We start from the raw sequence: 18,270 nt of genomic DNA, 5'->3' as shown, positions 1-18,270 counted from the left end.
GGCGCTCCACCCCACCCGTCGCTTCGCACCGACCTTCCCCATCAAGGGGTAGCAGGGGGTGGCGCGACCTTCTACCTCCCTTGATGGGGAGGTCGCGCCGAAGGCGCGGGTGGGGTGCAGCGCCGGCGTTGGCGGATAGAGTGGCGCGATCACTGCGCTATCGAGACGCGTATCTCGTAGATATCGACGGACTTGCCCTTCTGGTCGAAATCGGAATTGACGGCGATGGTGCCGGCGGCGCCCGGATGCTTGTTCGGGAACTGCACGTCAAACAGATATTCGTTGCGCTCGTGGCCGACCGCGTAGCGCTTGCGGCCGCAATCGCCGAGATCGCCGAAATTGCAGTCGATCGAGATCTGCGTCTCCTTGCCTTCTTCCGAACGCGCGACGATGTCGAACATGGCATGCTTGCCCGCAAGCTTCTCCAGCACGCCCTGACCGACATCGAAGGCGATGGCCGAACCGGACGCGCCCGAGCGGATGCGCAGGAACTGGCCGGTGTCGTCCTTCATCACCTCGGCGGCGGCGTCGGACGGCGCGCTGACATGGGTCGGGTCGGCGGGCGAGAAGACGTTGATCCAGTTCTTCGACTGGTCGGCCTCGCCCGGTTTCTGCGGCGAGCCTGGCTCGGTCGGCTGCGAGGAGTCCTCGTCGTCAAGCGCCGGCGCCGGCTCCGGTGGGCCGGTGTTGAGCTCGGCCGCCGTCTTGAAGACACCGGTCTGCTTGGCGAAATAGAGGCCGATACCGGCGGCCGCGAGCAATGTCGCGACGACGAAGATCGCGGTGAGCGGCAAGCGCCGGCCCCTGATGCGCCGCTCGTCGCGGTCGGGCGCGACCTGGGCGCCATTGCCGACGGGAGCACCCGGCGAATCATCGAGCGAGGGCGCATCGGGAAGCGCTGTCTCATCCGGCATGATGTCGGGCACGCGCGGCAGCACACGCGCACGCGGCCGGTCCGACGCGTCGGGCTGGACCGGGCCGTCGACGGTGATCGAGGGCGAGGGCGCGGTTTGCGACGGCGGCAGCGGCGCGTCGACAGACGGCGCGGCCGATTCGGACGGCGCTTCGACGCGGGGGGCCGGTGCGCCATTGCCGGTGGGCGCTACGTTTTCCGGCGGCAGCGTCACCTCTGGCACAGCCGGCAGGAACTCCGATTCGATCTCGGTGATCTTGGCCTGGACTGCCTTGCGGCGACCGATGGCGGCCTCAACCGTAACGTTCGGATTGGCCTGCAGGACGCGGTCGAGCGCGGCAAAAGCGGATCGATAGACCCTCTCGCGGAACGCCCGGTCCTCGGCATTGCCTTTCTCGAAGGCATTGCGGATCGCTTTCTCGATGGGGTCCAAGCGAGCTCCCTCTGCGCGTTCGCTCCCGGTTGTCTGGTCGTCGGCCGCAGACGACCAATCGATCAACGGCGAGCGGCCGCCTTGCCGGCCAAAGCCATTTCGGCATTTTTTGTTGAAGAATCAACATTTTTCGTCACCGCGGCTGCAGCCGCGCCGGCCAGCCGGATGCGAAGGACCGCTTACCCGCACGCCGCCGCGGGCCGCGCCGGCGCCCGTCGCGCGATCACCGTAGATCGGAATTGCCGCCGGCGAGGCCGGAATTCACCGCTGCCCATCTTGAATTAGCGAGCGGTTGAGTCTATCACCCAGCCCATTCTGGAAGCTCAGCGCTTCCCGGGCCGCTTTAGCTCAGTTGGTAGAGCACATCATTCGTAATGATGGGGTCGCGTGTTCGAGTCACGCAAGCGGCACCAAAAATCCAATAACTTAGCCGATCGCCTCGCCGGATTTGTACAGAAACCGCACAGAAACACCTGATGCCGAAGGCTGTAGACCTGAGCGACCGCGAACTTCACCGTCTGATCAGCTAACTTTCTCCCTGCTCGCCTAGACCGCGCTTCGGAATTTCCTTTAGCCCTAACATTTGTAGGCGCGACCAGTTCGGCCGTGTGCACATGATAGGGCGCTCGGTCCTAGCGGGGCCGAGCCCAACCACCTTCACCCGCTGGCTTCGGCCGGCGGGTTTTTTCATTCTGTTACAGCTCGGCGACAACCGTCTGGGCATTCCAGTCAATGGACTTCGGTCGTATGTACTTTAAGACTGTGGCCCGAGTGCGGAACAAATACCACAAAGTTCTCTTTTCTTCCGAGTGAGAACTCAAGAAAAGGAGAAAAGCCATGTCTGACGGCCCTACAGTCGTAAACTCTGGTGGTGGCGGAACAGCCGTTGCGATAATCCTTGGCATCATCGCAGTTGTTGCGCTACTATTCTTCACGGGGGTGATAAACATAAATGGGGGCGGAGGTAAGGATGTGAACGTTAGCGTGAACACGCCCAAGGTTGAGGCGCCGTCCGCACCGTCCGTCTCCAAGCCCGCCGCTCCCGCCAAACCGGCACCGGCACCTGCTAACGGGGGCTAGGGCGGATCTTCCTCACAGGCTCCGGCGAAATGCTGGGCCTGTGAGGTCCAGCGGTTCACGTCCCGCGATTCGCCGGTCCCCGCCATCTCTGCCCAGGCGCATTAGCGGAGGCCGAGCGCTTGAGCGGTCTGCCGTGAACCATGGGCCATCGGCGGATGACAAAAAGTCACCGGCGGGGGCAACCTGCCCCAACGGAATAAGGGGCTATATCTTTGGTCCTTTCGGACCAATGCGTTCGGCAGGATGGACCTCGGTCGATTGTGGGCTGGCGGGCAAATCAGACAGTCTCGCGATCGCACCGGCTGATAACCCCAAGCCCCCCGCCCTATCGGTCGGTGCATGCCCGGCTTGCGGACCTCAAAATCCTAACCACAAAAGCGAGCCGGGCTTCAATCCGCGTGCCCGTGCCGAGACGCAATTTGTCGGAAATGTAATGAGGAGTTGGACGGTCTATCACGTCGATTTCAGAGCAGAGGGCAGCAGACCGCTTCTAACTAAAATCGGAAGCGTTGAAGCAGACAATCTTTTGGCGGCGGTGATGAAGGCACAAGCATTGTGGCCCCATGAAAAGTCCATGACCGTCCGCCCGGCTGCAGAAGACAGCCAATCGGCACAGCCGCCGGCCCCACTGCGCGACACCGATTGAACCCAAGGAGCGATCGGGCCGCACGCTTCAGCTCCAGAACCTCGAGATGATCTGGCCACGCCTACGGTGCTACCCGGCGTGTCTCACAAGCGGCGTCATTCTCACGCCTTCCCCCTGCACCACGTGATCGGCGCATCTCGGCCATTGTCGGGAACAGCTGTTGGTGGGAAACTCCCTTTGTCAGCATGGGAGGTCGAAATGCCCAATAGTTTCAAGACCGGAGACGTCGTCAGGCTGAAGTCCGGAGGCCCCGAAATGACCGTCAGCGACGGGGCGGCTTCCGGCACGTATCTGTGCCACTGGTTCAACCGCGAGGGCGACGTCTGGACGCCGCAACATGCAGGTTTCAAGCAGGACCAGTTGGTGGCGGTCGCCCAGCCGAGATAGTCGTCGCCCTCCTGTCCTTAGCAATCCTTCGATCCGGCTGCGCCGGATCCGGTAGGTTGGTGTCGGGTCGAAAAAGACCGACGGATTTTGCTCTGTCTCGCGTTCAATGGCTGAAGCGTGGCCGCCAATGGCCGCGCCCAACCGGAGACGAGAGCATGATCCGCCCAACCATATTCGTCGTTGCCCTTGGCCTGCAGACCGCGGCCGCGGTCGCCCAGACAACGACGCCGGCCCCTGCCCCGCCCCAGACGGCGCCGAGCAGCCCGGCTCCGGCCGCCAAGTCTGACCAACCCAAATCCGGCCTGACGCTGGAAAAGTTCGAGGCGCGCCGGGAAAGGGCGTTCATGCGGGCCGACACAGACAATGACGGCAAGGTCAGCCTCACCGAATGGACCGCTTTCCAGACCACGCGCAAGGCCAAGGGCGATCCGGCCAAATCCTTCGCGCGCATCGACACCAACAAGGACGGTTTCGTCGACAGGGGCGAGCTCGACGCCTTTCTCGCCGAGCGCTTCGCCAGGCTCGACAAGAATAGCGACGGCGTGCTCGGCGCCGACGAGAGGCCGGGCCATAAAACCGCTCCCAATCAGGAGCAATGACCAAGAGGCTATGCCGCACAATGACAGCTGCGAGCGCCCGACGTGATGGGCGCCGATCCGGACGAGGACCTGGTACGCCGCATCGGCGCCGGCGACACCGCCGCGGTGCAGGCGATGGTGGCGCGCAAGCTGCCGCGCATCCTGGCCCTGGCCGCCAGGATGCTTGGCGACCCGGCGGAAGCAGAGGACGTCGCCCAGGAGACTTTCGTGCGCATCTGGCGCCATGCCTCGGGCTGGCGCCAGGGGCATGCACGCTTCGACACCTGGGTCCACCGCGTCGCGCTCAACCTCTGCTACGACCGGCTGCGGCGCCGGCGCGAATGGACGACGGACGAGCTGCCGGAGGTGGCGGACGAGGCGCCGCTTCCCGATGTCATGCCGGGCGACGAAGAGCGCAGGGTCAACCAAGCGCTGCAGCGGATCGCGCCACGCCAGCGCGAGGCCATCGTGCTGGTGTATTATCAGGAGCTGTCCAACATCGAGGCCGCCGGCGCCATGCAGGTCAGCGTCGATGCGCTGGAAAGCCTGCTCGCGCGAGGCCGGCGCTCCTTGCATGCCATGCTCATTGGAAACGATGGCGATGACTGAGACAGCAAAGGCATTGCCGGCGTTGCGGGCAAGGACGTGGGGGGCCAGGTCGGGATGGCGGAAGGGGGAACGGGATGGCTGAGAAGAGAACGAAGGGGCGGATGGATGCCGGGCGCTTCGCTGCACTGGCAGATGCCTATGGCGGCGCCTTGCACCGCTGGCCGCCGGGCGAACAGGCGGCCGCGATGCTGTTTGCCGACACCAACGAGGGCCGAGCTATCCTGGCGCGCGCCGGCAGGCTCGACGCCATGCTCGACCGGCATCGGGTCGAAGCACCCAGCCCGGCGCTCCATCGCGCCATTGTCGCCCGGGCAGCGGCCGAGGTCAGGCAGAGCCGCCGCCGACAGTTCTGGTGGCTGGGCTTCGGGCTTGCGGGTGTCGGGCTGGCCGGCGCCGTGGCCGGCCTCGCGCTGGTGACCGTCGTCAACCCGGATATCCAGCCCGACCACTATGTGATGGATGCCAATGCGACGTCGTTCGGCGATGCCGGTCCCGACGCCGATCCTTACGAGGAAGATCTATGAACCCCCGTCTTGTCGCGGCATCGCTGGTGCTTAACGTCTTTCTGATCGGCGCGCTTGCGGGCGGAGCGGGCTGGCTAATCGGCAAGTCCAATCCGGGCTACTCGCTGGAATCGGCCGGCGGCAGGTTGCCGGCCGCCGACCGCAAGGTCTTCCGCCAGGCGTTGCGCGACGTTCGCCGGCAGTCGCGTGACGTGATCCTCGACGGACAGGCCGCGCGGCGCGAGGCGGCGAACCTTCTGCAACAGCCGACTCTCGACACCAATGCGCTTGCCGCCGCCCTGGAGCGCGCGCGCAATGCCGATCTTACCGTTCGTACCAGGCTGGAACAGCGCATCATCGAATTTGCCGCATCAGGCTCGCCGGAGGACCGCCGGCTGCTGGCGGATGCCTTGTTGCGACGCGCCGGCCGGCAGCCGCCGCCTGCAAAAAAATCGCCATAGGCGGCGACGGAAACGGCGAGCACGCTCCGTTCAAGGGGAAGAGGGACAGGCCTGCGACCGCCTTTGGCGGCAGGTTCTCTTCAACCTCGAAACTTTCGGGAGTATCGCATGAACAGTCTGACAAAATATTCGATCGCGGCTGCCCTCGCCCTCGGCGGAACGGCCGCCGCAAGCGCCGCCTCTGCGATGCCGATCGCACCGGTTGCGCCCTCACCGGCGCTTGTCGAGCACGTCGCCTGGGGCTGCGGCCCGGGCTGGCATCCCAACCACTGGGGCCGCTGCGTGCCCAATCGCCGCGTGATCTATCCCGGCTATTACTATTGGGGCGGACCGCGCGTCTATATCGGCCCGGTCTGGCATCCCTACCATCGCTGGCACCACTGGCGCCGCTGGTAACAATCCTTCACGATGCCGGTGCTGCGGCCGGCATCGTGAGGATCCCCGATGATCCATGAAACCGACGCGATCGGCGTCGGGTCCAACGGAGGCTTTGTTGGCCGCACCGTTTGCAAATTCCGTCTCGCCGGCCCCCGCCCTGGTGGCGCTCAACCGCTTCGGCCTCGGCGCAAAACCCGGCGACGAGTTTGGCAAGATCGCCGCCGATCCGCGCGGCTACCTCGAGGCCGAGCTCAAGCAGCAGAACATCGCGCTCATTTCCCCCGACGACCCACGGAATGCCGGGTTGCTGGACAGCACTGCGGCGATCCAGGCCAGCATGGCGGCAGCCATGGAGCGCAAGGCGGCGCGCGCCGAGGCGGCGGCCGCCGCTATGCAGCCGATGGCAACGGATGATCCAGCCGGCCCGGCCATGGCAAAAGCCAAACCCGCGGTGCCGCGTGTCGAGGCCGATATCTATCGCGACGAAGCGCAGGCCCGGTTCGACAAGGCGCTCACTGCGGCGCCCGGCTTCGTGGAGCGCCTGGTCGGCTTCTGGTCGAACCATTTCTGCGTTTCCGTCGCCAAGGCACCCGTCGTGCGGGCATGCGCCGGCGCCTTCGAGCGCGAGGCGATCCGCCCCTTCGTGCTCGGCCGCTTCGCCGACATGCTTTTGGCCGTCGAGCACCATCCGGCCATGCTGTTCTATCTCGACAACCGGCAGTCCATCGGCCCCGATTCCCGCGCCGGCAAGCGACGCGGACGCGGCCTCAACGAGAACCTCGCCCGCGAGATCCTGGAATTGCACACGATGGGCGTCGGCAGCGGCTATGCCCAGGCCGACGTCACCAGTTTCGCGAACATGCTGACCGGCTGGACGATGGCGGGCCGCGAGGGGCGGCTGGGCGAGCCGGGAAGCTTCGTCTTCAACGCCAATGCGCATCAGCCGGGCCAGGCGGTGCTGCTCGGCAAGACCTATCCCGATGGCGGCATGGGCCAGGCGGAGGCCGCGCTCAACGACATTGCCCGCCACCCGGCCACCGCGCGGCACATCGCCAGCAAGCTTGCCCGCCATTTCATCGCGGACGATCCGCCCGAAGCGGCGGTCGCCCGCCTGGCCACGGTCTTCACCAAGACCGACGGCGACCTGCGAGCGATCGCGTTGGCGCTGGTCGACATGCCAGAAGCCTGGTCGACGCCGCTCACGAAGCTGCGCTCGCCGTTGGACTATGTCGTGGCGCTGCGGCGGGCGGTCGGCGCTACCGCCGGCAACGAACCGCAACGATCGCTCCGCTGGCTGAGCGTGCTCGGCGAACCGTTGTGGCGACCGCCGGGGCCGAACGGCTTTTCCGACCGGACGGACGCATGGGTTTCCGCCGAGGGCCTCAAGACGCGACTGGACATCGCCTGGCAGGCGGCGAAGCAGGCGGACGATATCGGCGATCCAGACGAGATGCTGGCGTCGCTGATCGGCACCTCCGTCTCGGCCGAGACGCGGCAGGCGATTTCCCGCGCGGAGTCCAGGCAGCAAGGCCTGGCGCTGCTGTTGATGGCGCCGGAATTTCAGCGCCGGTAACAGGGATGGAGATGCGGCCATGAGCCTTCTTTGCGAAACCCCCAGCCTGTCCCGGCGCGCGGTGCTGATGACCGGCGGCTCGCTGTTTGCCTGGGCCTATCTGCCGCGCTTCGCGCGCGCAGCCGACAAGCGCGACCCGCGCCTGATTGTCATCGTGCTGCGCGGCGCCCTGGACGGGCTGTCGACCGTCGGGCCGGTCGGCGATCCGGACTATGCCGGGCTGCACGGCGATATCGCGCTTTCGCTCTCAGGCGCCAACCCGGCATTGCCGCTTGACGGTTTCTTCGCCGTCAACCCGGCAATGCCGGTGTTTGCGCGCCTGTTCAAGGCGGGCCAGGCGGCGGTCGTGCATGCGGCGGCGACCGGCTATCGCGACCGCTCGCATTTCGACGGCCAGGACGTGCTGGAAAGCGGCCTGCCGGGCCCTGGCAACGCCACCACCGGCTGGCTCAACCGGGCTTTAGCCAGCCTGCCGGCGGGCGAGCGCGTGGCGAGGCTCGGCGGGCTGGCGGTCGGGCCGTCGACGCCGCTGGTGATCCGTGGCGCCGCGCCCGTGCTCGGCTGGGCACCGCAGGCGCTGCCGACGCCCGGCGATGCGCTGGCGGAGCGTGTGCTCGATCTCTACAACCATCGCGATCCGGTGCTGGCGGCCGCGCTTCAGAAAGGGCTCGATGCCGACCGCATGGCGCTGGGCGACCAACTCGACGGCACGACGATGAAGCCTAAGGGCGGCCTCGACAACGCCGCCGGCATGCGGCAATCGGCGCAAGGCGCGGCGCGGCTGATGGCCGCCGACGACGGGCCGCGCATCGCAGCGCTCGCCTTCGACGGCTGGGACACCCATGTCAACGAAGGCGGCGCCACAGGGCGGCTCGCCAATCTGCTCGGCGGCCTCGACGGGGCGTTCGAGGAGTTCGAGAAGGGGCTTGGCGAGCGTTGGCGCGACACCGCGGTCGTCGCCATCACCGAGTTCGGCCGCACGGCCCGCATCAACGGCACGGTCGGCACCGACCATGGCACCGGCACAGTGGTGCTGCTCGCCGGCGGCGCGATCAAGGGCGGCCGCGTCATCGCCGACTGGCCGGGGTTGAAGCCGGCGCAGCTCTACGAACAGCGCGACCTCGCGCCGACCAGCGATGTGCGTGCGGTGCTGAAGGGGCTGCTGGCCGACCAGTTCGGGCTGTCGCCGGCCGTGCTTGGCGACAAGGTGTTTCCGGAGTCGGCGGCGGTGAAGCCGATGCGGGATCTGGTGGCGTGAGCCGTGAGTTTGCCGGTCAGCGATAGGCTGGCGGCGCCAGTCAGTTCGTCATCCACGGGCGGAGCGGGAGCGAAGCGGACGCGGAGACCCGAGGATCCATTCCGTGACTTTGATCGTGGGTGCTGCTGAGCAGAATTCTGAACCGTGGCAACGCCTGAACGTCACGGAATGGATCCTCGGGTCTGCGCTGCGTCGCTTCGCTCCTTGCTCCGCCCGTGGATGACGAGGCTGAGGAGCCTCGGCCAATCACCAACGCTGGCGCGGAGGTTTCGAACCTGTGCGTGGGACCTTAGCCAAACCGCCCGCGCCGTTGCCAGCGCGGGCATCGACGGCGATCCGAGAGCGATCACCAGCTCCAATAACCGGGGTGCCAGCGGTGGTGGTACCAGAAGCCGGGATGCCAATGGCGCGCCGGCCGTATGATCACGCGGCGGTTCGGCACGCATCTGCCCCTACGGTTCACGTGCCAGCCGGGACCGCAGCGCCAGCCGACGGTTTCGATGGGCAGCGGCGAAGCACCTGGCTTGGCCATCGGCATGGCCTGCGAGCCGGTACTGGACAGCATCAACGTGCCGGCAGCCATGGCGAGAGGCAGAAAGTATTTTGCGAACATGCGTTGTCTCCGTAATTCGTCCCTACCTCCGTGAAACGGAGGACAGGGCCGAATTCCGTCGGAGCGGTGCGGATCACGTCTTCGTTAGCGTGCGGCGTCTTCGTTGAGCGTCGCCACGGTCTTCAGCGCGCCGTCCAGCATGTCGCCTTTCTCGTCCTTCAGCGCCGCCTCGCGCAGGCGGCGGATCCAGTCGGCGGCGTCCTCCCTGCCCTCGAGCATCGGCAGCGCCGACAGCACGCGGTCGAATTTCGACTGGGCGCGGGCGTGGGTGTCGCTGTAGCCCTTGATCAGCCGGCGGCAGTTCAGGATTTCGGTGGCAAGCGCGTAGTCCTGCGGCACATAGCCGAGCGCCAGGCCGTACCAGCGTTCGAGATGTCCTATCTCGACCCTGTGGCGCAGCAGGCGGCGGCGCCAGCGGCGCAGGCCGCCGATGAACCAGAGCATGGCGAAGCCGGTAAAACTGTCGGTGCGGATGTGGCGGCCGCGATTGATGCGGCGGTCGAGGAAGGCGGCGAGTTTTGGGCGGTTCTCGATGTAGCTGCCGAGCCCCGCCGGCAGCGTGCCGCAGAATTCCTCGATGCGCGGATGGAAATATTCGGTGACCTGCAGGACCGAACCTTCCTTGACGCCGACCTCCTTGCGCACTCGCCTGTCTCGCGTCGAGCGTGTCTTCAAATCCGCGACGCGGATCATGTCGTCGTAGCACATGGCGTTGGCGAGATGCTTTGCCGCGGCGATCGACAGCGCGTAGCCGCGCTCCGCATTGTCCAGCGCCACCGCTTTATCCAGCCGGTCGAGATACTCGCCGCCATAGGCGATGTCCTGATAATCGACGACCTTCTTCAGGCCGCGCTCGGCCATGTCGCGCAGCGGTTCCGGCAGCAGCGCGACGCGAGCGACAAGCCCCTGCCAGCCCTTAAGGAGGGTTTCCGGTCCGCTGACCTTCGCCGTTGGCCTGGGCTGGGCAACGGCGGGTTCCGCCGCCGCCTTTTCCCCGGCCGGCGCTGCCGCGATCCCGCGCGCGCGGTCGTAGGCCGCGCCGAAGGCGGCGAGGCTCGGCTTGACGCCACGGCCGCCGGCGCCGATCGCATGCTCGTAAGTTTCGCGGGTGAAGGGCAGCGCGTCGGAGCCGGCCAGCGCACCAAGCAGGCTGGCCGAGATCATGGTGCCGTTGTCGGCGGCGATCTTTTCCATGTCGAAGGCGATGAAGCGCCTGGCCGCCGCTTGCGCCGTCGCGTGCACCTTTTCCGACGAGGCGCGGCCGTCGCCCGGCTCGATCTTTTCCGAGACGGCGGCGATGCGGTGCGAGGACGTGATCAGCGTCGTGCGCTCGGGCGTGACGAAACCGCGGATGATGGCGCGGCCGGCTTCCATCAGCTCGGCCGCGATCAATATGTCGACATCGCCCTGCGAGGGCGACAGCGCGAAGACCGGCAGCCGGCCGGTGTCGCGGGCCATCTCGATATAATAGATCGTGGCGCCGGTGCGCTGCGCGACGCCGGCCACGGAGGTCGATTGGGCGATATAGCCGTTGCGCTCGGCGACGTCGGTGATCCAGTCGGCGAGCACGCCGCCGCCCTGGCCGCCGACGGCGAGCACGGCGAGTTTTATCACCCGCTCGTCGTCAGAGGCGCCCGCCTTCGGGCGCAGGGGAGAAGCCTGGTCAAGCATCGGCGAACATCAAGCGGCGGCTCTCCCGGCGGCGCTGCAGAAGGCCGATCGCGGCGCGGCGCGCGCTTTCTAGGAAACGGTCCCAGCGGCCGGGATTGTGGACGACATCGGCGCGGTAGAAGGATGGGCAGAGCACGGCGGCGTCCGCCACCTCGCCACAATTGCCGCAGCCGACGCAGTTCTGATCGATCGAGGCGACCGGATCGTCGCGCAGCGGATCGTCGAGCGACTTCACCGACAGCGACGGGCAGCCGGACAGCCGCATGCAGGCATGGTCGCCCGTGCAGATGTCCTCGTCGACGCCGAATTTCGGCTTGACCACGCGCTCGCCGCCCTTGATCGCCTTGTCGACCAGCGGCTTCTCGCGGCGCTGGCGGTTGAGCATGCACTCGGACGAGGCGACGATAACCTTCGGACCCTTCTCCTCGGTGGTCAGCGCCTCGCGCAGCGCGGCTTGCATCTTGCCGACATCATAGGTGCGGTCGATGTGGCGCAGCCATTTGACGCCCATGCCCTTCACCGCTTCGTCGATCGGATGCTTGGTCGACTTGGTGCGGTTGTTGGCGCGCGAGGACAGGATGTCCTGGCCGCCGGTGGCGGCGGAGTAGAAATTGTCGACTATGACGATGACGCCGTCATTCTTGTTGAACACCGCATTGCCGATCGAGGAGGTCAGGCCGTTGTGCCAGAAGCCGCCATCGCCGACGAAGGAGATCGAGCGGCGTTTTGCCTCCGGCGAATTGAAGGCGGAGGCCGAGGCCGGCCCGAGCCCGTAGCCCATGGTGGTGGCGCCGAGCTCGAAAGGCGGCATGATCGAGAACAGATGGCAGCCGATATCGGAAGCGATGTGGTGCTTGCCGAGCTCCTGCTCGACAAGCTTCGTCGCGGCGAAGATCGGCCGCTCGGGACAGCCGACGCAGAAGCCCGGAGGCCGTCCGGGAACGACATTGATGAGGTCGGCCGTGTCGACGCCCTCGCCCGCCTTGTTCGGCGCGCGCACCTCGCCCGGCAGCAGATGCGGGGCATTGGCGCGCAGGAAGGAGCCGATGCCGTCGAGCATCACCTGGCCGGTATATTCGCCGGCCATAGGCAGATGTTCCTTGCCGACCAGCCTGGTGCCGCGCCCGGCCTTGTGCAGCATCGCGGCAAAGGCCTGCTCGATATAGTTGGGCTGGCCTTCCTCGACGACCAGCACCGCCTGCTTGCCTTCGCAGAAGGTGAGAAACTCATCGTCGACCAGCGGGTAGACGGCGTTGAGCACGTAAAGCGGCACGTCGGTCTCGCCATAGGTGTCGGCAAGGCCGAGCCGCTGCAGCGCCCGGATGACGGAATTATACATGCCGCCCTGCATGACGATGCCGACCGAGCCATGGTCCGAGCCGAAGATCTCGTTGATCTTGCGGTTTTTGATGAAATCGACAGCCGCCGGCCAGCGCTTGGCGACCTTTTCCTTCTCATGCAGGAAGGAGGCGGGCGGCAGCACGATGCGGCCGGTGTCGCGGCGCGGCGCAGACAGCGCATCGGCGACAGACATTGGCGGGCGCTTGTTGTCCTTGGCGATGAAGTGGCCGTGGACGTGGCAGCAGCGGATGCGCACCTGCAGCATCACCGGCGTATTCGACGCCTCGGACAGCTCGAAGCCGTCCTCGACCGCCTTGACAATCGACGGCAGGTTCGGGCGCGGGTCGAGCAGCCAGACCTGGCTCTTCATGGCGAAGGCGTGGCTGCGCTCCTGCATGATCGAGGAGCCCTCGCCATAGTCCTCGCCGACGATGATCAGCGCGCCGCCGGTGACGCCGCCGGACGCAAGGTTGGCCAGCGCGTCGGAAGCGACATTGGTGCCGACCGTCGACTTGAAGGTGGCGGCACCGCGGATCGGATAATGCACGGAGGCGGCCAGCATGGCGGTGGCGGTTGCCTCCGAGGCGCTCGCCTCGAAATGCACGCCGAGCTCGCCCAGAATGTCCTGCGCGTCGGCCAGCACGTCCATCAGATGGCTGATCGGCGCGCCCTGGTAGCCGCCGACATAGCCGACGCCGCACTGCAAGAGCGCCTTGGTGATGGCGAGGATGCCCTCGCCGGCGAATTCCTCGCCGGCGCCAAGCCTCAGCTTTTCGACTTCCTTGGCAAAAGACCGTTCGGCCATCTCCGCCTCCTTCCGTTGCCGCCTTCCACGGGCGGCGCGTACATCTAGATCTCGTGCTTGCGGATGTTCTTCAGCATTTTTTGCAGCGTCGCGATCAGCGCGGCGTATTCGGCATCGTCGATACCGTCGAACATGGCTTCGAAAGCGTCATGCATTGCGGGCCAGGCGCGCGTGAACAGCGCTCGCCCGTCATCGGTAAGAAAAACATGGCGGATGCGGCTGTCGGTGACGCCCTGCTCGCGCCGCACAAGGCCATGGCCTTCTAGTGTATCGAGCGTGCGGCTCAAGGTCGACTGCTCGATGACCGTATAGACCGAGAGATCGTTGACGGTGACGCCGTCAGCGACCGACAGCACGGCGAGCGTTCGCACCTGCGGGATGGTCAGGCCCTGCTTGCGGAAGTTGTCGCGAAGCGTGGCATTGTAGCGGCCCATGATACGGTTCATCAGATAGGGCGCGAATTGCTGCAGGCCGATCTGGCCGAGGGTGGAGATACGCTGGCGCCTTTCCGGAAGCTTCTGTTCCATCACAGCCTCCCCGCCAGAAGGAAGCCAGAACCGCCGCCAAGGCCGGCGCCTGGATGCGTGGAAGCGCCGATATGGTAGAGGCCTTTGATGCCGGTCTCGTGGTTGCGGCTCGCCTTGAACGGCCGCCACAGGAAGGACTGGTCGATGGTCGACGAGCCGCCATAGGGATCGCCGCCGACAAGGTTTATGTTCATGGCTTCGAGGTCGGCCGGCGAATAGGCGCGACGCGCAATGACCGTCTCGCGGAAACCGTCGATGTGGTTGGCGAGGATCGCTTCGACCCGGTCGGCATAGGCCTCGCGCAGCGCTTCGGTCCAGCGGCCGTCGGCGGGCGTTTCGAGCTTGCCGGCAGCATCACCCCTGATGTGGCGCGGCGCCTCCGGCAGTTGTAGCCAGAGGATCGCCTTGCCCTCGGGGCAGCGCGACGGGTCGAGCACATGCGGCTGGCCGACGCAGATGGTCGGCACTTCCGGCAGCAGGCCGCGCACCGCCTCGTTGCAGGCTTTCGACACGCCATCCAAACCCGGCGTCAAATGCAGCAGCGCCACCTTGTCCAGGCCCTCGCCGCGCCATGCGGGCGGCTTGTCCAGCGCATAGTGGACCTGGAAATTGCCCTTGCCATAGCGATAAACGCGCGTCGCTTCGACGTCGCGCTTCGGAGCCGCGTCGCCGAGCAGGCGGCTATAGAGCTGCGTCGGCGTGACCGAGCAGATGACGCTTTTCGCCGGTGTCAGCACCTCGCCGGAGGCGAGCCGGACGCCGCTGGCGCGGCCGCCGGTCTGGACGATCGAGGCGACGTCGGCGTTGACGCGGATCTCGCCGCCGCGCTCCTTGATCAGCGCCTCGAAGGCGGCAAGCAGGTTCTTGGCGCCACCCTTGACGATCGGTGCGCCGGCCGCCTCCAGCGCGAAGGCGATGACCCTGGCGATCTGGCCGGAGAAGGCGTCCTCCGGCCCGAGCCCGGCATGCAGCACCCACGGCGCCCACAGTGCGCGGAGGATGTCGGATGCGTAGGTCGTTTCCAGCCAGCCGCGCGCGGGCACCAGCGCCTCGCCCATGAAGGCGGCAAGGTTGCGCGGGCCTCGCCGCCAGGCCTCGCCGGCGATGAGCTTGGTCGTCGGATAGGACCACAGTGCGCCGCCGAGCAGGCCGAACAGCAGCCCGGCATTGCGCTCGATGCCGCTGACATCGCCACCGTGGCGGTCGCCGTCGCCGGAGGCGATCCGGTTCAGCGCCGCGATGTTGGCGGCACGGTCGGTGGTGAGCACGGCATGGCTGCCGTCGGGCGTGAGCACGCCTGTCGGCGTGGCGGTGTGGCAAAACTCCAGCCCGTGCCGCGCAAGGTCCTTGCCGAGCGCGGCGAAGGCCGGCGAGGTGATGAACAGCACGAAGGTCGTGGCCATCACATCATGGACGAAGCCTGGCGCCGTGATCTCCTCGGTGCGCATACAGCCGCCGATGCGGTCGTTGCGCTCGAGCACGAGCACCTTGGCGCCTTTGGCGCCTAGCATCGCCGCGCAGACCAGGGCGTTGATGCCGCTGCCGACGATGATGTGATCGGGGGCGGTCATTGGAGGCTCGCGGGTACGAGGGCGTCAATCGCGCGAAGCCGAGTTCCTTCGCGCCCCCCTCTGTCCTGCCGGACATCTCCCCCTCTAGGGGGGAGATCAGCAGTTTTGGCGCCCCACATCGTGCTGCGACATGGGAGATTGGCAGTTTTGGCGCCCCACATCGTGCTGCGACGTGGGAGATTGGCGAAAGCGGGGGTGACATCCAATCTCCCCCCTAGAGGGGGAGATGTCCGGCAGGACAGAGGGGGGCGCCGTAGAGCGCTGGCCTTGCCAGGCTGCCGCCCTCTCGCTGTCATCACTCCATCGCCCGCAAGCATGATCTTCTCCCGAAGACCGTCGCCTCGCCTATTTGCCCGGCACCAGCGCCAATGCCCGGATCGGGCTGCCGGTGCCGTGCTCGATCTTGAGCGGGGCGGCGATCAGGATCGCGCCCTTCGGCGGCAGCTGGTCGAGATTGCAGAGGCTGGCCAGGCCATAACGGTTGGCCTTGTGCATCAGCGTGTGGGCCGGGAACGGCGGCTCCATGCCGCCGGCCTTGCCGGCGTCGGTACCGATCGTTTCCGAGCCCCAGCCCTTGATGTCCTTGGCTATCAGGAACTGGATGGCCTCGGCCGTCGGGCCCGGCGTGTGCGGGCCGGTCTCGTTGGCATTGAGGAACTCGGCTTCCGAGCCGTTGCGCTTGTACCAGTCGGTGCGCATCACAACCCACTCGCCGGGGTTGATGGCGCCGTGCTTGGCTTCCCAGGCCTTGATGTGGTCGACGGTGAGCAGGAAATCGTGATCGGCGGCCGCTTCCTTCGAGCAGTCGATGACGTTGACCGGTCCGATGAAATTCTGCGCCGGAATGGTGTCGGTGGCGCCGTCCGGATAATCCTTGCCGGTGATCCAGTGCTGCGGGGCATCGAAATGCGTGCCCGAATGCTCGCCGAGCTTCAGCCAATTCCATGCCCACCACGGGCCGTTCTTGTCGTATTTGGAGATCTCGTGGATCTCGACTTTCGGCGTGTCGACGGCGAGTTCCGGCGGTAGCTTGATCAGCGGCGTGTTCGGCCCGAGCGGCGCCGTCAGATCGACCACCTTGATGGCGCCCGAAAGCAGCTGGCCGGCGACCTCGCCGAGGAGTTCTTGCGTGTCCATGGTCTTTTGTTCCCTCTTGTTCGTGACCTTCAAGGCTCGTTGCGGCCCTTAATATACCTACTAGACGAAAACATATGCATCTGCAATTATCTTTAAGCATAAAGCATTTTTGGGGCAGGGCGTGAGCGAGTTCGACGCCATCTTTGTCGGGGCGGGCCACAACAGTCTGGCATGCGCCGCGCATCTGGCGCTCAAAGGCTGGAAAATAGCGATTTTCGAACGCAGCGAGGCAATCGGCGGCGCGGTACGGACCGCCGAGTACACGCTTCCCGGTTTCCGGCACGATTTCGGCGCGATGAATTTGAGCCTCTTCGCCGGCTCGGCCTTCCGCCGGAAATATGCAAATGAATTGAAAAGCCACGGACTGGAATTCGCGCCCGCGGCCGATTGTTTCGCCAGCGCCTTCCCGGACGGCAAATGGTTCGGCGTCAGCAACGACCTCGAAAGGACCGCATCGCGGTTGGCCGCCTTCTCCGCGGCGGACGCGGCCACATGGCGGAAACTGGTCGCCGCCTTCCCGGGTGAGGCCGAACATCTGTTCCGCCTGCTGGGTTCGCCGATGAGCGCAAGGGCGCTGGCCGGCACAGGCTGGAATCTCTGGCGCAAGAAGGGTTTTTCCGGCGCGCTCGATACGGCTCGATTGCTGTTGTCATCGCCGCGCGCGTGGCTCGAGGAGAATTTCGAGACGCCGCATGTGCGCACGACACTTGCGGCCTGGGGCATGCATCTGGATTTCGCGCCCGACATCGCCGGCGGCGCCGTGTTCCCTTACCTGGAATCGATGGCCAACCAGAGTTTCGGCATGGTGCTCGGCAAAGGCGGCGCCGATACCATCATCCTGGCGCTTGCCGGCATGCTCAAGGCGGCTGGCGGCAAGATCATAACAGGCGCGGAGGTCGCGGAGATCATGGTCGCCGGCGGCAGGGCGACCGGCGTTCGGCTGGCATCCGGAGAAACCCATGCTGCAAGCAAGGCGGTCATTGCCGGCGTCGCACCCAAGGCGCTGGCGGGCGGGCTGCTGCCCAACGGTTCTGGCGACGCCGGCTTCGATGCGGCGATGAAGACATTCCGCCACGCGCCGGGCACGATGATGATCCATCTGGCGCTGGACGACCTGCCCGACTGGAGCGCCGGCGCCGAGCTTCGCCAGTTCGCCTATGTGCATCTGGCGCCGTCGCTCGACGCCATGTCGCGCGTCTATCAGCAGGCGATCGCTGGCCAACTGCCGGAGCAGCCGGTGCTGGTCGTCGGCCAGCCGACGGCCGTCGATCCGTCGCGCGCGCCGCCAGGCAAGCATGTGCTGTGGGTGCAGGTGCGCATGTTGCCGGCCGAAATCCTTGGCGATGCCGAGGGCAAGATCGCGCCGGCGCACTGGGATGCGGTCAAGGATGCCTATGCCGAGCGCGCTCTCGACATCATCGAGAGCTATGCGCCGGGATTGCGCAAAAAGATTCTCGGCCGTGCGATCTTCTCGCCGGTCGACCTCGAGCGCGAGAACCCGAACCTCGTCGGCGGCGACCAGATCTGCGGCAGCCATCACCTGGCGCAGAATTTCCTCTTCCGTCCGGCGCGGGGCTTCGCGCGCTGGAACACGCCGGTCTCGAACCTCTTTCTCACCGGCGCGGCGACATGGCCCGGCGCCGGCACGGGCGCAGGTTCCGGCTTCATGCTCGCCCAACAGCTGGGAGGGAACTAGAGCATGATCCCGAACCGAAGGTCAGCGAACGCAAAAGTGCGAACCGGTTTTCGGAGAAAGATCATGCTCCAATAAAGAGCTACAATTCCG

Annotated in this window: 16 protein-coding genes and 1 tRNA gene; 10 read left to right on the top strand and 7 right to left on the bottom strand. The window is 66.2% G+C overall.

All coding sequences use genetic code 11. From position 1 onward, the window contains the following. Positions 1–149: 149 nt before the first annotated feature. The gene (locus tag LB515_RS10755) at positions 150–1,346 is read right to left on the bottom strand and encodes a hypothetical protein (RefSeq protein ID WP_224707689.1); all 1,197 of its coding nucleotides are present in this window, start codon (positions 1,344–1,346) and stop codon (positions 150–152) included. Positions 1,347–1,683: 337 nt separating this feature from the next. On the opposite strand from LB515_RS10755, the gene LB515_RS10750 reads away from it, so the two are divergent. The 9 genes from LB515_RS10750 (at position 1,684) to LB515_RS10710 (ending at position 8,819) form a co-directional block, all read left to right on the top strand. Then, positions 1,684–1,759: transfer RNA gene (locus tag LB515_RS10750), tRNA-Thr, on the top strand. Positions 1,760–3,270: 1,511 nt separating this feature from the next. Next, positions 3,271–3,459 (top strand): YodC family protein, encoded by a 189-nt coding sequence (locus tag LB515_RS10745; RefSeq protein WP_224707688.1) that lies wholly within the window; start codon positions 3,271–3,273, stop codon positions 3,457–3,459. A 155-nt stretch (positions 3,460–3,614) separates the two neighbouring features. Continuing rightward, positions 3,615–4,058 (top strand): EF-hand domain-containing protein, encoded by a 444-nt coding sequence (locus LB515_RS10740; protein WP_224707687.1) that lies wholly within the window; start codon positions 3,615–3,617, stop codon positions 4,056–4,058. 45 nt (positions 4,059–4,103) lie between these two features. Continuing rightward, positions 4,104–4,646 (top strand): RNA polymerase sigma factor, encoded by a 543-nt coding sequence (locus tag LB515_RS10735; protein WP_224707686.1) that lies wholly within the window; start codon positions 4,104–4,106, stop codon positions 4,644–4,646. A gap of 74 nt (positions 4,647–4,720) precedes the next feature. Next, positions 4,721–5,170, top strand: a complete 450-nt coding sequence (locus LB515_RS10730; RefSeq protein WP_224545199.1) for a hypothetical protein — start codon at positions 4,721–4,723, stop codon at positions 5,168–5,170. Then, positions 5,167–5,610 carry a periplasmic heavy metal sensor gene (locus LB515_RS10725; RefSeq protein WP_224707685.1) on the top strand — a complete coding sequence of 148 codons (444 nt, stop codon included), beginning with the start codon at positions 5,167–5,169 and terminating at the stop codon, positions 5,608–5,610. The genes LB515_RS10730 and LB515_RS10725 overlap by 4 nt, the downstream gene beginning before the upstream one ends. A 108-nt stretch (positions 5,611–5,718) precedes the next feature. Next, complete coding sequence (locus LB515_RS10720; RefSeq protein ID WP_224707684.1) at positions 5,719–6,006, top strand: GCG_CRPN prefix-to-repeats domain-containing protein; 288 nt, start codon at positions 5,719–5,721, stop codon at positions 6,004–6,006. A gap of 97 nt (positions 6,007–6,103) precedes the next feature. Beyond that, entirely contained in the window at positions 6,104–7,561 is a 1,458-nt protein-coding gene (locus tag LB515_RS10715) for a DUF1800 family protein (protein ID WP_224707683.1), read from the top strand. A gap of 19 nt (positions 7,562–7,580) precedes the next feature. Then, a complete protein-coding gene (locus LB515_RS10710; RefSeq protein WP_224707682.1) occupies positions 7,581–8,819 on the top strand; it encodes a DUF1501 domain-containing protein in 1,239 nt (412 codons plus the stop codon). Positions 8,820–9,165: 346 nt separating this feature from the next. Here LB515_RS10710 and LB515_RS10705 read toward each other — a convergent pair whose 3' ends face one another. From LB515_RS10705 to LB515_RS10680, 6 genes are all read right to left on the bottom strand, one after another. After that, positions 9,166–9,432, bottom strand: a complete 267-nt coding sequence (locus tag LB515_RS10705) for a GCG_CRPN prefix-to-repeats domain-containing protein (RefSeq protein WP_224707681.1) — start codon at positions 9,430–9,432, stop codon at positions 9,166–9,168. Positions 9,433–9,516: 84 nt separating this feature from the next. Next, positions 9,517–11,103: an indolepyruvate oxidoreductase subunit beta family protein gene (locus tag LB515_RS10700; RefSeq protein WP_224707680.1), complete on the bottom strand. Its 1,587-nt coding sequence runs from the start codon at positions 11,101–11,103 to the stop codon at positions 9,517–9,519. Next, entirely contained in the window at positions 11,096–13,249 is a 2,154-nt protein-coding gene (locus tag LB515_RS10695) for an indolepyruvate ferredoxin oxidoreductase subunit alpha (protein ID WP_224707679.1), read from the bottom strand. Before LB515_RS10695 ends, LB515_RS10700 begins: the two co-directional genes overlap by 8 nt. A gap of 44 nt (positions 13,250–13,293) precedes the next feature. Beyond that, the gene (locus LB515_RS10690; RefSeq protein WP_224707678.1) at positions 13,294–13,776 is read right to left on the bottom strand and encodes a MarR family winged helix-turn-helix transcriptional regulator; all 483 of its coding nucleotides are present in this window, start codon (positions 13,774–13,776) and stop codon (positions 13,294–13,296) included. After that, positions 13,776–15,347 carry a phytoene desaturase family protein gene (locus tag LB515_RS10685; RefSeq protein ID WP_224707677.1) on the bottom strand — a complete coding sequence of 524 codons (1,572 nt, stop codon included), beginning with the start codon at positions 15,345–15,347 and terminating at the stop codon, positions 13,776–13,778. The genes LB515_RS10690 and LB515_RS10685 overlap by 1 nt, the downstream gene beginning before the upstream one ends. 345 nt (positions 15,348–15,692) lie before the next feature. Then, positions 15,693–16,484 carry a cyclase family protein gene (locus LB515_RS10680; protein ID WP_224602771.1) on the bottom strand — a complete coding sequence of 264 codons (792 nt, stop codon included), beginning with the start codon at positions 16,482–16,484 and terminating at the stop codon, positions 15,693–15,695. A 121-nt stretch (positions 16,485–16,605) separates the two neighbouring features. Between LB515_RS10680 and LB515_RS10675 the strand changes: the two genes are divergently transcribed. Then, on the top strand, positions 16,606–18,180 hold the full coding sequence (locus LB515_RS10675) for a phytoene desaturase family protein (protein ID WP_224707676.1): 1,575 nt from the start codon (positions 16,606–16,608) through the stop codon (positions 18,178–18,180). Positions 18,181–18,270: the final 90 nt, after the last annotated feature.

Source organism: Mesorhizobium sp. CA15, from assembly GCF_020165215.1.
Classification (GTDB): domain Bacteria; phylum Pseudomonadota; class Alphaproteobacteria; order Rhizobiales; family Rhizobiaceae; genus Mesorhizobium.
The sequence above is the reverse complement of the archived record's forward strand: the minus strand, read 5'-3'. Positions and strand labels throughout refer to the sequence as shown.

Coding starts and splice junctions, on each gene's coding strand:
- LB515_RS10745 (WP_224707688.1), top strand. CDS start 3,271: ATGCCCAATAGTTTCAAGACCGGAGACGTCGTCAGGCTGAAGTCCGGA.
- LB515_RS10740 (WP_224707687.1), top strand. CDS start 3,615: ATGATCCGCCCAACCATATTCGTCGTTGCCCTTGGCCTGCAGACCGCG.
- LB515_RS10735 (WP_224707686.1), top strand. CDS start 4,104: ATGGGCGCCGATCCGGACGAGGACCTGGTACGCCGCATCGGCGCCGGC.
- LB515_RS10730 (WP_224545199.1), top strand. CDS start 4,721: ATGGCTGAGAAGAGAACGAAGGGGCGGATGGATGCCGGGCGCTTCGCT.
- LB515_RS10725 (WP_224707685.1), top strand. CDS start 5,167: ATGAACCCCCGTCTTGTCGCGGCATCGCTGGTGCTTAACGTCTTTCTG.
- LB515_RS10720 (WP_224707684.1), top strand. CDS start 5,719: ATGAACAGTCTGACAAAATATTCGATCGCGGCTGCCCTCGCCCTCGGC.
- LB515_RS10710 (WP_224707682.1), top strand. CDS start 7,581: ATGAGCCTTCTTTGCGAAACCCCCAGCCTGTCCCGGCGCGCGGTGCTG.
- LB515_RS10705 (WP_224707681.1), bottom strand. CDS start 9,432: ATGTTCGCAAAATACTTTCTGCCTCTCGCCATGGCTGCCGGCACGTTG.
- LB515_RS10700 (WP_224707680.1), bottom strand. CDS start 11,103: ATGCTTGACCAGGCTTCTCCCCTGCGCCCGAAGGCGGGCGCCTCTGAC.
- LB515_RS10695 (WP_224707679.1), bottom strand. CDS start 13,249: ATGGCCGAACGGTCTTTTGCCAAGGAAGTCGAAAAGCTGAGGCTTGGC.
- LB515_RS10690 (WP_224707678.1), bottom strand. CDS start 13,776: ATGGAACAGAAGCTTCCGGAAAGGCGCCAGCGTATCTCCACCCTCGGC.
- LB515_RS10685 (WP_224707677.1), bottom strand. CDS start 15,347: ATGACCGCCCCCGATCACATCATCGTCGGCAGCGGCATCAACGCCCTG.
- LB515_RS10680 (WP_224602771.1), bottom strand. CDS start 16,484: ATGGACACGCAAGAACTCCTCGGCGAGGTCGCCGGCCAGCTGCTTTCG.